Genomic DNA, 13,541 nt, shown 5'->3' on the forward strand with positions numbered 1-13,541 from the left:
ATCTTAGCTATTACTATTATAGATATTACAGACAAAAAAAGACTATCCTATTTATGACTAAATAATAATATTGTAAATAAGATAGTGAAAAATTTGATTATTCTTGTAATTAAGAATAATTATTTGACAACTCGGAAAGGATTAACTGGCTTCGGTTTAACATTTTCTGCTGGTTTGCTTGCCCCTTCTCTAAGAGCTTTATAATGTGGCTCATCCTCAAATCCCATACCAACACCATTTTCACGAGCATAAATAGCTTCAACAGCTGCCATTGGTACAACAATATGTTGAGGTACACCAGAAAACCTAGCATTAAATTCGATTTGTTCATTATTAGCTAAATACTGCCCGACCGATTGCGGAGCAATATTAAGTACTATTTGATTATCTTTTATAAACTCTTGCGGTACTAATACGCCATATACAGAAGTATCAACCACAATATACGGAGTTAATTCGTTATCTAAGATCCAGTCATAAAAAGCCCTAAAGATATAAGGACGACGAGGAGTCATGTTATCAAGTTCCATAACGGTACCTTATTTAATTGCTAATCTGTCGTTAGATAAAAAAAACAAACTATTACGCTCTAATTTTCTTTTCATCTTCAGTTAAAGAGCTTATAAAAGCTGGTCGTTCAAAAATGCGAGCCATATAAGCAAGATAATTTTTCTCGGCAACTTTTGGCAACTCAATACCAATCATAGGTAAACGCCAAAGCAGAGGAGCAAAATAACAATCACATAATGTAAAATCATCACTCATAAAGTAATCTTTTTCTTTAAACATTATGGAGATCGATACTAGATCATCAAGTAAATTTTTACGCGCTTGTTTGGCAGCTTCGCTGTCCGGATTAGCTAAAATTGTTTCGTAAGCGCTATACCATTCTTTCTTAATGCGATACATGGTTAATCGAGAATTCGCTCTTACAATTGGGTAAACAGGCATTAGCGGTGGATGAGGAAAACGTTCATCTAAATATTCTAATGCAATATGTGGTTCATATAAGGTAAGGTCACGATCAATTAGTGTCGGAATTGAACCATATGGATTTAGATCCAATAATTCTTGAGGTAGATTATCTGCCGTAACAAACTCGATTTCAGCTGTTACCCCTTTTTCTGCCAACACAAAACGAATCTGATGGCCATAAATATCTGTTGTATCACAAAATAATGTCATTACAGAACGTTTATTAACAGCAACAACCATGGTCACTCCAAATATGCAAAAAGTTAAAATAAGTTTATATTAATGACTATTCTAACAAATTGGATAACAAATTTGTTAAAAAAAATGAATTTTCTTTTTGTTTTTTCTCAGATTTGTATTCTTTTCATCTTATAAACAGATTATATTTTTTGAGGGAAATAAAAGATTTATAATATATTATATTGAATAATAATAAATTATTTTTAATTTAGGTGATTATTATCTAAATTTATATCGTAATAAATAAAACTGAAAAAAAACCCAGCTTGTGCTGGGTTTTGAAACAAATTTGTAACGTAGCAATTAACGTTTGCTGAATTGTGGACGACGACGAGCTTTGCGTAGCCCCACTTTTTTACGTTCAACTTGACGTGCATCACGAGTAACAAAGCCCGCTTGACGTAATGAAGAGCGTAAAGTTTCATCATATTCCATTAATGCACGAGTAATACCGTGACGAATCGCACCAGCTTGACCTGAAATACCTCCACCTTTAACAGTGATGTAAAGATCAAGTTTGTCAGTCATTTCAACTAACTCAAGTGGTTGCATAACAACCATACGAGCTGTATCACGACCAAAATATTGCTCTAATGAACGTTTATTAATAACGATATTTCCACTACCTGGTTTGATAAACACTCGAGCAGCGGAACTTTTGCGGCGACCTGTACCGTAATATTGATTATCAGCCATCTTCTATCCCCTTAAATATCTAATACTTGCGGTTGTTGTGCCGCATGATTGTGCTCACTACCTGCATAAACTTTTAATTTACGGTACATTGCACGACCAAGAGGACCTTTCGGTAACATGCCTTTTACAGCAATTTCGATGACTTGTTCAGGATGACGTTCAATCATTTCTTTAAAAGTCGCTTCTTTAAGTCCACCGATGTAACCAGTATGACGATAATAGATCTTATCAGTGCGTTTTTTGCCTGTTACAGCAACTTTTTCTGCATTGATAACGATAATATAGTCACCTGTATCAACATGTGGTGTATATTCTGCTTTGTGTTTACCACGCAAACGGCTTGCGATTTCAGTAGCTAAACGACCTAACGTTTTACCTGCTGCATCAACAACATACCAGTCGCGTTTAACTGTTTCTGGTTTAGCTGAAAAAGTACTCATTCGTATTTATCCAAATTTTAATTAATCTCACGTTAATAAATCATTTGATTTATTTACACTTTTTGATTGCTACTATTAACTAACTAACCCCTTCGAGTTGCTATACTAATTTTGACAATCGAAAACAGCGTTGGGAAGAACACTGTTGTAACGTGGGTGGCAATATTATACAGAAATATTATAAAAGCGCTAGAACTTATAATAAAAAAACCGTAGCGATAAAAAACACTAACTGTTACACTTTTAGTTAATCTTTAATTACACAATATCAATTGATGGAAAATTTAATTCAACTTACCGAAAAAGATTATATAAGCAAAGGGTTACATAGAAAATGCTATCATCATCCTGATGATCCGAATAAATGTATCAAAATAAATTATAATGATGGCGCCGAAGAGGAAACAAATCGTGAAATTGCTTATTATAAACATCTTATAAAACGCAAAATATCGTGGGATGTTTTGGCAAAATATTATGGCCCAGTAACAACTAATTTTGGACCAGGACATGTTTTTGAATTAATTCGGGACTATGATGGAAAAATTGCTACATCGTTAGAAAAATATCTCTACGACCAACAATTAACTGAGCAATATTATAGTGCGTTAGTCATATCACTTAAAGCACTAAAAACAGCATTATTGGAAGATCGAATTATTACCATGACAATCAAAAGTAAAAATATTTTATTTCAGCATTTGTCATCTGAAAAAAATCGCTTAATCATTATTGATAATATAGGTAATTCGACCTTTATTCCGATTGCTAATTATGTCGGATTTTTTGCCAATGCAAAAATAGAACGCACTTGGCAACGTTTTTTATCATCGCTCATTAAGGAAAATCAACATAACAGTTTAATAACTAAGTTAATTGATGAAGTAAATCATTAAGTCTAACTTCGGCGATAGTACCTGTTTGAGGGCCCTGCCGATTTCTTAAGGTAAATTGCCCATGATGTAATTTAGTGATGCGATTGACGATACTTAAGCCAAGCCCTATTCCATTATGTTTACGATCCATTCGGAAAAAGGCTTGGGTTAAATTTTCAGTCTTTGATTCATCAATACCACTGCCTTCATCTTTAACCACAATAATAATATTTTGAATGTCTTTATAAAAAGATATCGTAATTTTACTTTTATTTGGACTATATCGATAACTGTTTTCAACCAGATTGCGAATCAGTAAACGAATCAGAGTAGCATCGCCACTAAAAGTAATCTTATTAGTAATTTGCCATTCAATCGTTTGTTGTTTTTGTTCTGTTAGTTCGGTTAATTCATCTAAAAGCGGTATTTGAATATCATGATAAAAATTAATTTTTTGATACTGACCTAACGTAAATTTTTGACTAGCCCTAGCGAGCATCAAAAGTTGTTCTACCGTATTGACTAAACGATCTATACGTTCAATTAATTCACGACAATCGATTTTATTTTTCGCATCAAGTAATTCTAGATGCAAGCGAATACCTGCCAATGGTGTTCGCATCTCATGAGCAACATCGGCAGTAAAAAGACGTTCTTGTGAAAGAGTATTATTGAGTCTCTCAAACAAATTATTTAATACTTGCGTAATCGATTTGATTTCGCGCATATTACTAATTGGTTTTATCGGTCTAAGATTATCCGCTGTTCTTTGGTTTAGATCTTTTTCAAGAATCTCTAAAGGTTTAGTAATCCATTTAATAGCTTTATAAGCTAAAAATAATGTCACAGCCATCATGGAAAAAGCGGAACAGAACAGAGCAAAAATGGCCTCTAATTCCTCGTGCTCAACTACTTCGTCGATTTTATTTTTACTTAAAGTTAAATTAACTAGAACATCAATTTGCTCTTTACTTTCATGCCATAACCAAAATACCGTAATAATTTGGCAAATTAGCATAATAGCGCCTAAAGTAAAAAAGAGATTCCAACGGATACTATGACGTATCTTGGTTAAGGATTTTTCAATCATAAATTTATCATTCACTAAATTTAGAATAATAGCTAATTATCAATATTGAGTTGATAACCATATCCACGTACAGTTTTGATTAAATGTTTACCTAATTTATTTCGTAACGCATGAATATAAACTTCAAGTACATTTGAACTAGGATCACTTTGCCAATCATATAAATCATTTTGCAATAAATTACGATGTACTTTTTCTCCAGCTTTTAACATTAATCTAGACAATAAAATAAACTCTTTAGGTGTTAATATAACTTCTTGCTCATTTAATGTTGCTATTTGTCGTTTAATATCAATGCTAATCGGGCCATAATTAATAATATTATCAGCTGTTCCTTGATTTCGACGAATCAATGCCCTCACTCTTGCTAGTAATTCAGTTAAAGCAAAAGGCTTAATTAAATAATCATCAGCACCAAGATCTAAACCTTCTACTCTATCTTCAATAGTATCGCGGGCAGTTAAAATAAGAACAGGAACCTCAATTTGTTTTTTACGCCAACGAGTGAGTAATTCTAAACCATCACAATCTGGCAATCCCAAATCAAGAATAATTAAACTGAATTGCGAAAACTCTATATGTTCTTCCGCTTGCTTACCATTAGATGCCACTTCACAAACATAGCCATCAGACGTTATACCATCATATAACCCTTTTTGTAATAAACTATCGTCTTCGACTATAAGTATTTTCATTATAGTTCAACCTTAAGTAGATTTGAAAAATACCCTAATTAGCATAGTTAACTAGTACATGCCTAACCTTAAACAACTTAAATTTTTAATCATTTATAAATTTTGTAATACAGAAACCAAAATTTTTTAATTAGATAAACTGATATAAAACTTAATAACATACCAATTAAAATATCTAGTGGCCAATGAACCCCTAAATAGATACGACTCCAACAAACAAGCAAAGCAACTACAGTAGATAAATAACCAAACGATTTAAATTGCTTTTTATAATTTAAATAAATAGAAAAACAGATAGTCCAAATAAAAACAGCATGCTGACTCGGTAACGAACTCGTTTTATCATGAGTTAAAAAATTAGTACCAACATTAAGTACAAATGGCCGTGGCGAATAAAATAGATGCCTTATAATAAAAGTAACAGTTAGCACCAATGCTAAACTTATTAAAATTTTTATCACCAATGTTCTATATAGTGGTTTGTATATACAGTATATTCCTAATAAGCCAATAGGCAGTAATATTAAGTAATTAGCACAAAACACAGCAAAAAGTATAAACAACTTCGAAGCTTGTTCTTGCGCATTGATTAATAAAAAAAGATGAGTATTTATATTAAGTAACATATCAAAACCAATATTGATAATATTTACTTATAATTTAGCAAATAAAGCTTAAAAGAACCTTAATAACCTTTTTGAGTTTTTTAGAGATGTTTTGCTCAATAATATTGAAATAAACAATCTAGCTATTTTTTGCGAGAAAATAAATGATATTTAGGTAATACTGATACTGTAAAATCAAGTGTGGCACAAATAATAAAATAAACCACAATAACAAATAAAAAAATCTCTGTAGGATAAACCATACTGCGATTATTAATTTGGGTAGCAATAAAGGTAAACTCTGCAACACCAACGATATAAGCTAGAGAGGTATCTTTAATTAATGATACCCACTGATTAACAAAGGAAGGTAACATCATTTTTAATGCTTGTGGCAAGATAATAAAAATAATGACTTGGCTTTTTGTAAAACCCAATGAAAAAGCTGCTTGCCATTGTTCTTTGCCAATAGCTACCATTCCTGCATGAACAGAATGACCAATGTATGCACCACCAATTAATGATAAAGCAAAAATCACAGTAGTGATAGCTGGCACATCAATATTTAATAAAACTGGCAATAAAAAATAAGTCCAAAATATGAGCATAATAACGGGAATCGCTCTTAAAAAACCTAATACAATAACTAAAAGTTTACGTAAAAATCCGTCACAAACCGTTAAACCGACACCCGCGAAAACACCCAAAATGGTCGAAAAAACAATAGCCGCAAAACTCATTAACAATGTTAATACTATGCCACCAGGGAAATTTCCAAAAATAAGATAATCGAGATTATGCCAAATAATTTCAAAACCCTTAAAATCCATAACGTATTAGACCTTTCCAATTTGTAAATATTTTGATTGATAAATATTGCCTAGGGTACCCACAATAACAATAGCGAAAATATATAAAAAAGTTGCTACTGCAAAATCCTGAAATGTTTTTAACGATTCGGTTTCTACTTGACGGGAAACATAAGATAGTTCTAACACACCTATTGCCATGGTTAGCGATGAATTTTTGATAATATTCATATATTGACCGATCAAAGGAGGAAAAGCGATACGAAAGCTTTGCGGTAAAATAATAAATCGCATACTCTGCCAACGAGTGAGACCTAATGCTAATGAGGCTTGTTCTTGTCCACTACTCACCCCCATAATTCCAGCCCGGAATTCTTCAGCAATAAAAGCACTGGAATAACATGTTAAACCAATTAAACCAATAATAAATTCAAAAGATGGCATTTTTAGAGTGAACAAAAACAGTTGAATTTCTGGTTCATCAAATAACCATAATTTAAACTCAATCGGTAACAAATTACCGATACCAAAATACCAGAAAAAAAGTTGTGGTAATAATGGCGAATAACGAAAAATGGCGTTATATCCAATAACAACGCCTTTGATAATTTTAATATGACTTTGCTGAGCAATAACTAACAAAAATCCTAATGTAGTAGAAAATATAATAGTTAAAAAAGAGATAGCCATAGTGACTAAAAAACCATCCCACAACCACCACAAATAATGTGGTTCTAGTAATTGCTCATACATATAATTTATTGACCTTTACCTATTTTGAAATCACCACGAGGCATCGCAGAATTTGTATCTGGTCCAAACCAGCGGTTATAAATAGTTAATGCTTCACCATCATTTTCAAGTTTTAACAATATTTGATTAACTTTTTCTTTTAAACGAGTTTCACCTTTTGGAACACCAACAGCTTGATATTCTTCAGTAATACTAAATGGTGAAATTTCCAAAACAGCACGTTGTTCTTCTGGGACATTTGCGAGTAAACCAATTAACTTAGCATCATCTTGAGTAATAGCTTGTACCACTCCATTACGTAATGCTGCAAAAGCAAAAGGCGTATCATCATAAGAAATCACTTTAGCGGTTGGGAACTTTTCACGAAGAGTAATTTCCATTACGGTACCTTTATCAGCTCCTATACGAAGTTTCTTAAGATCATCAGCTGTTTTTAACAATCCTTTTTTAGCCACAAACTTCTGACCTGTGGCAAAATAAGGCAAACTAAAATCAACTGTTTTAGCTCGCTCATCAGTAACCGTAAAGTTGGCAACGATCAAATCCGCTTTTTGCGAGGTAAGTAATGGAATACGATTAGCTGGATTAGTTGGAATAAGTTCCACTTTTACATTTAATGCTTTAGCTATTTCATTAGCATAATCAACATCTAGCCCTGTTATTTTATTGGTTTTTTCATCAATAAATCCAAACGGAGGATTGCTATCAAATACAGCAATTTTGATCTCGCCCCGTTTTTCAATATCGTCTAAACGATCTGCATAAGCAGAGTTCACGCCTAATAGTGTGCTAATCAAAGCTACAGCTGTTAATGATTTAGTTAGAAATTTCATGACAACATCCTTAATAAGATAGGTATTTACATAAAAAGTCTAACAATAAACAGTCTTTACGTTAAATAACAAATATTTACATATTTATAACTATTAGTTATATGTTAATCACTAAATGGATTAAATTTATAATAAATTGATAATATTAATAAAATAGCAAAGTATGTGGAATCTAATACTTAATCTTTAAGTTTACAGCAAATCAAAAGAATAAATTTACTGTAAACTTAAATTGGATTGTAACCTCGAATTAAAAAATTAAATAATTTCAACAGGTACCTTGAATACTGCTTTACGAACTTTTTTAGGCACATCAACCATACAAAGTGCTTGATGCGGTTCGCCTGGATAGAAAGTGACAAAATCACCTTCTTTTAGGAGAATGGAGTTTGTTAATAAAGGATTCTCTAAAATAAAAAGGTCTGGTTTTTTTTCAAAAAATGACTCAGAACTACAATCATTTAAACTATAACGAATAATTTCTTCACCACTTAAAATTAATTGTATATCTAAATATTTTTTGTGAAATTCAGTGTGTCTTTCTTGAATTGGTGAAGTAATTGAATCATTTATATTATAAAACCATTTCTCACCTTCAAGCTGATAACGACCATCTGCTAAACTTTTTAAATAATTCAGACTTGTTTCTGGTTGAGACAAAATATCGTATAACGACTTTGGTAGCGTTGCTAGATTTAAAAAATGCACATTCCCTGCAATCATCATCACTCTCCATTACATTGTTTAAAATAATATCTAATCCACGATAGCCCATCAAAATTGATGGGCTAGATTAGATTATTTTTCTGCTTTCACCCAATTTTCATCGACAACAACATATTTAATTGCCATTCGGAAATAAGTATAAGCAATATGAAGCTTGCCATCGAAACCTTGCTTGATACTTGGATAAGAAAATTCTCTATTCAATTTATCTTTAGAATTATTTGACATGCAGTAACCATCACCTTCATCCAAATTTCGAATATAAGACCACGTTTTACCATTATCTGTTGAAATAGCTAAAGACATCGGTGCTCTTGGCGCTCCCCAGAAAGCATTTTTTTGGCCATCTATTATAGCGGCTTCTTTTTTATTGGTGCTGCTGGTATCTTCAATCTCATCGTATAATGAGACACGCCTTTCTTTTGCATCCTTAGCACTTGAGTTATTGAACACTAACGCGATATGTCCATTATTTAATACGGTTGCTTGAATAGACGAATTATTATTAGGTAATATGGTAGGAATAGGTTTTGACCAGGTATACCCACCATCATTAGACCGACTTTCATAAATATTATCAGCCCAACGACTACGGAAAAGAGCATATAAACTATTATCCTGTAGCATCATAATATTCATATGAACACAACCTAAACTATCGGGTATATCAACATTAGACCATGTTTCTCCTTTATCTTTTGATATCATTACACCGCTAGTATCATAGCTACCGACCCATTTTTCACCAGGTTTAGCTATACAATAAAATACAGGTAATAACCAATCACCATTTGGCATCACTGTTATAGGTTGTCTTATAAAAATTCCTTTATCAGGATCTTCAAGTAGTGTATTTATTGGCCCCCATGTTTCACCAAAATCTTTTGATTTGCGATAACGAACGATAGCCGTATCTTGATTACCAGAAACTTGAGCTGTATATAAAAGCCACAATACATTTTCAGGATCTAAGAAAAACAATGGATTTTGTTCAGATCTAGTTGAATCATCAGACAATTTTATGGCTTTTGTCCAGATACTAGAGCCTTTCTTTAAACGTGAATAATAAGCTGAAATATCCGCAATACCTTCTTGTGTTCCCCCAAACCATGTACAAAGTAAATCACCATTTGGTAATGGTAATAAATTTGCAGCATGGTTTTGCACACATTCTGTTGGTAAATAAGCATCAACACGCAATGGATCAGAACTATTTGTAGTCAATTTACCCGAACAGTCCAATTTAACTTGAGTCATTAATTTATCTCCTTATAAAGAATCCGTTTTTGTTTTTGCTTTTACAAAAGGACTGATTAATAATTTGTCTAACAACATAATGATGGCTGGAGAAAGTAACGCAACATACATATTGTTAATTCCTAATGGATCACCACAATAGAACCAAGTAGAGGTGATAACAGCGGCACCGATTAATGCCATATTAGCAGCTCGCGTACTGTTTAAGAATGGTAAATAGAACGCTATCATTGCAACTATAGTTATAGACAACCTAATTGCTCGAGTAAAGAAAGAAAGCTTTAAGACCTCAGGAAAAGCTAAAACTAACAGGAGCGGAGCAAATCCAACAATAACTGAGATGACTTTTGTTGCTTTAAATTCTTTTTCTTGCGTTGGTTTAAAGTATGGAACATAAAAATCTTTAACGATTAATGATGCAATCGCTAGAGCAACAGTACTCACACTGATAAAAATAGAAGCAACTAATGAGGTAGTAATAATCCCCGCCATAAAAGGATTCATATCTTGAATGAATACTGGTAACGCATACAAGCTTTTAATATCTGGATGAAGAAATTTCGCACATACCCCAATAACCGCAATCGCAATCGCAATAGGTAAGCAGAAAAAGAAAGCATACCAGCAAGCACGTTTAGCCGATTTAGCATCTTTTGTTGATGAAATTGCTTGAATAACAAACTGCGTACAAAATATTGAACCAATTGTTCCGATTAGCCATGCAAAAATAGTACCTGCACCAATAGAGCCATCCCATGTCCAATAATGAGGCGGCATTTGTTCGATCATTGGAGCAAAACCACCGGTAAGGTATAAAGCCGTTCCTAAGATAAATAACACCCCAAAATATTTCACACCACTATGAACGATTGTTACATATGCAACACCTTTCAAACCGCCAAAGGCAAAATAAAAGGTACTGACTACTGCAGTAATAAATGCTGCCACAGGCAATGAAATTTGTAACACAGTTGAAATTGCAGCCGCTCCACTAATATAGTTACCAACATTAACAAGTATTAATGCATAAATCATGATAATCGATATCAAATTCTTAGTAGAATTACCATATTTTTGCGCAATTGCAGCTGAAATAGTAATTTCACCAGTATTATAGATTTTTTTTACTAACAATAATCCAAAAAGTGGGAAACCAATAGCAGCACCAATTACAGACCATGATGCAGCAATCCCATTATCAAACGCTGATTGTGCTGTGCCAATTGTTGATTTTGCACCAATATACTCAGTCATTAGTAATATCCCAACAACTATCGCCGGTACAGCTCGAGAACCTTCCATGAAATCACTATTATTTTTACTTCTTAAAAAATAAGTCATCCATGAGGTAGCTAATATATAAAGGACAACAATACTAACAATTATTATTGTGTCCATTGTTCCAAAGTAATGCATATATCACCTTTATTTCTTATAATTACATGTTAAATATTTGTTATAATTGATTCACAATGGTTTTAATGGTTGCAATGTGATCATCTGAAAACTGGATTGGATAACGACTTACACCAACTTCTTCTCCCATTAGTGTTAACGCTTTTTTCACTGCTGCCGGAGAGAATACAGTTGCATATAAATTTTTCCTTAAATCACCTACAGCATCCTGAGCTGCTTTAGATTTATCAAGGTCACCTGCTTTAAAGTTTTTCCAGATAGCATTGATATAACCCGGTGCAACATTAGCAAGCCCCGAAATTGAACCAACTGCACCACCAACAAATCCTTGATATATCAATGAATCAGGACCGGTTAATACATCAAAGTTATCTAAGCTTTTTGCTACATCAAGAAAGGCTTGCAAACTTTCGGCACTTCCTGCACTATCCTTGATACCAGCAATATTAGGATGTTCGGCAAGTTTGGCAGCCGTTTCTGGTAAAATGGTGTTACCTGTTCTGGCAGGAATGTTATATAGATAAACAGGAACGGTTAGTGCATCAGCAATTGTTGAATAATGATAGATAAGCTCTTCTTGTTTTAATGGAATAAAATATGGCGCTATTACTGATACAGCATCTACGCCTAGTTTTTCGATTTGCTTACCTAGTTTTATGGTTTCTCGGGTTGAAATTTCACCGATGTGAGACATTACAGGAGAACGTCCAGATACTTCATCGACGCAAACCTCAGTAACTTTGATCTTTTCTTGCTGGGTTAAAACAAAAAATTCACCATTGGTACCATTACAAAAAACACTATTACCATGATTTAATTGGCGTTGAACCTGTTTACGCATTCTTTTTGGACAAAAATCCCCATTTTCATCAAACGTTGTGACAATGGCGGTTAAAATTCCCTCTATTTTTTTGCTCATAATTTTTACTCCAAGAGTAGGATTGTCTATAAAAGTGATTGATAAATAGCTAGAACATCTTGTTTGGTAACTTGTTTAGGAACGTTATTCATTAAACGTTTCACTTCTAAAGCTGAATCAACAAGATATGGTAAATCTTCTGGCGAGATATTAAGTTCTTGTAACTTTGTAGGTAGTGCTAAACGACCGACTAAATCTTTAAAGTAACCGACTAATGCATGCGATTTTTCTTCATTAGTTAAATTTAGGTTTGCATCTGGCAATAAATCATAAGCTTGTGCAAATTTTTCAACCACCGCGTCACGAACAAACTCCATACAAGGAACTAGTAGAATGGCATTTGCCACACCATGAGGAATATGGTATTTACCACCTAGAGGATATGACATAGCGTGAACTAGATGTGTACCTGAATGGGCAATCGCAGCACCACCATAATATGAAGCCCAAAGCATATTCAGTTTTGCTTCTAAATCAGTTTTATCATTTACTGATCTCTCAAGAAACTTAAATAATTTATCCATACCAATTAAGGCATAATTGTCACCAACTGGATTGGCTATATTGGCTGTAAAGCATTCAATTAAATGACACAAAGCATCAATACCTGTAGAGGCTGCAATATGATTTGGCATAGAAATAGTTAATTCTGGAATCAAACACACATAATCAGGCAACATAACTGGTGAAATAATGCCTTGTTTGGTAGATTTTTCAGGAATAGCCAAAATAGCATTTGGAGTTGCTTCGGAACCTGTTCCCGCCGTAGTGGGGATAAGAATGGAAGTACATCGTTTAGAAGGTTTCACACCTGCCAATAATTGTTCAAGAGTCAATTGATTCTCTTTAGCACATAACACTGAAATTAATTTAGCAACATCAAGAACACTACCTCCACCGACACCAACAACTAGATCGGCATTAGCTATTTTCATTCGGTTTAATAAATTTGTGACATCATGATGACTAGGCTCTGGTGGAATATCATCAATGAGAGTGAAATGATGAACCGTATCTAAAAGAGTTTTTATCAATTTAGTTACAACTGGTAAATTGATAATATTTTTATCAGTCATAAATATGACATGACGATGTTGTTTGAATAGAAAATTAAGATCATTTAATACACCTTGTCCACTTAAGACAGTACTGTTAATGTGCATAGTTAGCTCCAATCGATTGCAATTTAGATGAGTATTAAAAATCATATTG

General features: G+C 33.1%; 16 protein-coding genes. 1 reads left to right on the forward strand and 15 read right to left on the reverse strand.

Going from position 1 to position 13,541, the window contains the following annotated elements; all coding sequences use genetic code 11:
- Positions 1–119: 119 nt before the first annotated feature.
- The 4 genes from B6D18_RS10995 to rplM form a co-directional block, all read right to left on the reverse strand.
- A complete protein-coding gene (locus B6D18_RS10995) occupies positions 120–530 on the reverse strand; it encodes a ClpXP protease specificity-enhancing factor (RefSeq protein ID WP_086364480.1) in 411 nt (136 codons plus the stop codon).
- 52 nt (positions 531–582) lie between these two features.
- Entirely contained in the window at positions 583–1,215 is a 633-nt protein-coding gene (gene sspA, locus B6D18_RS11000) for a stringent starvation protein SspA (RefSeq protein WP_086359756.1), read from the reverse strand.
- Positions 1,216–1,518: 303 nt separating this feature from the next.
- On the reverse strand, positions 1,519–1,911 hold the full coding sequence (gene rpsI / locus B6D18_RS11005; RefSeq protein ID WP_034901366.1) for a 30S ribosomal protein S9: 393 nt from the start codon (positions 1,909–1,911) through the stop codon (positions 1,519–1,521).
- 11 nt (positions 1,912–1,922) lie between these two features.
- Positions 1,923–2,351 (reverse strand): 50S ribosomal protein L13, encoded by a 429-nt coding sequence (gene rplM / locus B6D18_RS11010; RefSeq protein WP_034901369.1) that lies wholly within the window; start codon positions 2,349–2,351, stop codon positions 1,923–1,925.
- 275 nt (positions 2,352–2,626) lie between these two features.
- On the opposite strand from rplM, the gene B6D18_RS11015 reads away from it, so the two are divergent.
- Positions 2,627–3,247, forward strand: coding sequence for a YrbL family protein (locus B6D18_RS11015; protein ID WP_086364481.1), 621 nt, complete (start codon positions 2,627–2,629; stop codon positions 3,245–3,247).
- Here B6D18_RS11015 and pmrB read toward each other — a convergent pair.
- From pmrB to B6D18_RS11070, 11 genes are all read right to left on the reverse strand, one after another.
- The gene (gene pmrB, locus B6D18_RS11020; RefSeq protein WP_086364482.1) at positions 3,219–4,316 is read right to left on the reverse strand and encodes a two-component system sensor histidine kinase PmrB; all 1,098 of its coding nucleotides are present in this window, start codon (positions 4,314–4,316) and stop codon (positions 3,219–3,221) included. The genes B6D18_RS11015 and pmrB overlap by 29 nt on opposite strands.
- Positions 4,317–4,348: 32 nt before the next feature.
- On the reverse strand, positions 4,349–5,011 hold the full coding sequence (pmrA, locus tag B6D18_RS11025) for a two-component system response regulator PmrA (protein WP_086364483.1): 663 nt from the start codon (positions 5,009–5,011) through the stop codon (positions 4,349–4,351).
- Between the two features lie 89 nt (positions 5,012–5,100).
- Complete coding sequence (locus B6D18_RS13070; RefSeq protein ID WP_086364484.1) at positions 5,101–5,637, reverse strand: phosphatase PAP2 family protein; 537 nt, start codon at positions 5,635–5,637, stop codon at positions 5,101–5,103.
- A 122-nt stretch (positions 5,638–5,759) separates the two neighbouring features.
- Complete coding sequence (locus B6D18_RS11035; RefSeq protein WP_086364485.1) at positions 5,760–6,446, reverse strand: amino acid ABC transporter permease; 687 nt, start codon at positions 6,444–6,446, stop codon at positions 5,760–5,762.
- Between the two features lie 6 nt (positions 6,447–6,452).
- Positions 6,453–7,178, reverse strand: coding sequence for an amino acid ABC transporter permease (locus B6D18_RS11040; protein WP_086364486.1), 726 nt, complete (start codon positions 7,176–7,178; stop codon positions 6,453–6,455).
- Between the two features lie 5 nt (positions 7,179–7,183).
- A complete protein-coding gene (locus tag B6D18_RS11045) occupies positions 7,184–8,011 on the reverse strand; it encodes an ABC transporter substrate-binding protein (protein ID WP_086364487.1) in 828 nt (275 codons plus the stop codon).
- Positions 8,012–8,269: 258 nt separating this feature from the next.
- Positions 8,270–8,734, reverse strand: a complete 465-nt coding sequence (locus tag B6D18_RS11050; RefSeq protein WP_086364488.1) for a YhcH/YjgK/YiaL family protein — start codon at positions 8,732–8,734, stop codon at positions 8,270–8,272.
- Positions 8,735–8,809: 75 nt separating this feature from the next.
- Positions 8,810–9,994, reverse strand: coding sequence for an exo-alpha-sialidase (locus B6D18_RS11055; protein ID WP_086364489.1), 1,185 nt, complete (start codon positions 9,992–9,994; stop codon positions 8,810–8,812).
- A gap of 12 nt (positions 9,995–10,006) precedes the next feature.
- A complete protein-coding gene (locus tag B6D18_RS11060; protein WP_086364490.1) occupies positions 10,007–11,410 on the reverse strand; it encodes a sodium:solute symporter family protein in 1,404 nt (467 codons plus the stop codon).
- Positions 11,411–11,450: 40 nt separating this feature from the next.
- Positions 11,451–12,329 (reverse strand): dihydrodipicolinate synthase family protein, encoded by an 879-nt coding sequence (locus B6D18_RS11065; RefSeq protein ID WP_086364491.1) that lies wholly within the window; start codon positions 12,327–12,329, stop codon positions 11,451–11,453.
- 26 nt (positions 12,330–12,355) lie between these two features.
- Positions 12,356–13,492: an iron-containing alcohol dehydrogenase gene (locus B6D18_RS11070; protein WP_086364492.1), complete on the reverse strand. Its 1,137-nt coding sequence runs from the start codon at positions 13,490–13,492 to the stop codon at positions 12,356–12,358.
- Positions 13,493–13,541: the final 49 nt, after the last annotated feature.

Source organism: Gilliamella sp. A7 (assembly GCF_002142015.1).
GTDB lineage: Bacteria > Pseudomonadota > Gammaproteobacteria > Enterobacterales > Orbaceae > Gilliamella > Gilliamella apis_A.

Excerpts from the sequence above, each read along its gene's own strand:
- B6D18_RS11015 (WP_086364481.1), top strand. The coding sequence starts at position 2,627 with ATGGAAAATTTAATTCAACTTACCGAAAAAGATTATATAAGCAAAGGG.
- B6D18_RS11065 (WP_086364491.1), bottom strand. The coding sequence starts at position 12,329 with ATGAGCAAAAAAATAGAGGGAATTTTAACCGCCATTGTCACAACGTTT.
- B6D18_RS11035 (WP_086364485.1), bottom strand. The coding sequence starts at position 6,446 with ATGGATTTTAAGGGTTTTGAAATTATTTGGCATAATCTCGATTATCTT.
- sspA (WP_086359756.1), bottom strand. The coding sequence starts at position 1,215 with ATGGTTGTTGCTGTTAATAAACGTTCTGTAATGACATTATTTTGTGAT.
- B6D18_RS11050 (WP_086364488.1), bottom strand. The coding sequence starts at position 8,734 with ATGATTGCAGGGAATGTGCATTTTTTAAATCTAGCAACGCTACCAAAG.
- B6D18_RS13070 (WP_086364484.1), bottom strand. The coding sequence starts at position 5,637 with ATGTTACTTAATATAAATACTCATCTTTTTTTATTAATCAATGCGCAA.
- rpsI (WP_034901366.1), bottom strand. The coding sequence starts at position 1,911 with ATGGCTGATAATCAATATTACGGTACAGGTCGCCGCAAAAGTTCCGCT.
- rplM (WP_034901369.1), bottom strand. The coding sequence starts at position 2,351 with ATGAGTACTTTTTCAGCTAAACCAGAAACAGTTAAACGCGACTGGTAT.
- B6D18_RS10995 (WP_086364480.1), bottom strand. The coding sequence starts at position 530 with ATGGAACTTGATAACATGACTCCTCGTCGTCCTTATATCTTTAGGGCT.
- B6D18_RS11055 (WP_086364489.1), bottom strand. The coding sequence starts at position 9,994 with ATGACTCAAGTTAAATTGGACTGTTCGGGTAAATTGACTACAAATAGT.
- B6D18_RS11060 (WP_086364490.1), bottom strand. The coding sequence starts at position 11,410 with ATGCATTACTTTGGAACAATGGACACAATAATAATTGTTAGTATTGTT.
- B6D18_RS11070 (WP_086364492.1), bottom strand. The coding sequence starts at position 13,492 with ATGCACATTAACAGTACTGTCTTAAGTGGACAAGGTGTATTAAATGAT.
- pmrA (WP_086364483.1), bottom strand. The coding sequence starts at position 5,011 with ATGAAAATACTTATAGTCGAAGACGATAGTTTATTACAAAAAGGGTTA.
- pmrB (WP_086364482.1), bottom strand. The coding sequence starts at position 4,316 with ATGATTGAAAAATCCTTAACCAAGATACGTCATAGTATCCGTTGGAAT.
- B6D18_RS11040 (WP_086364486.1), bottom strand. The coding sequence starts at position 7,178 with ATGTATGAGCAATTACTAGAACCACATTATTTGTGGTGGTTGTGGGAT.
- B6D18_RS11045 (WP_086364487.1), bottom strand. The coding sequence starts at position 8,011 with ATGAAATTTCTAACTAAATCATTAACAGCTGTAGCTTTGATTAGCACA.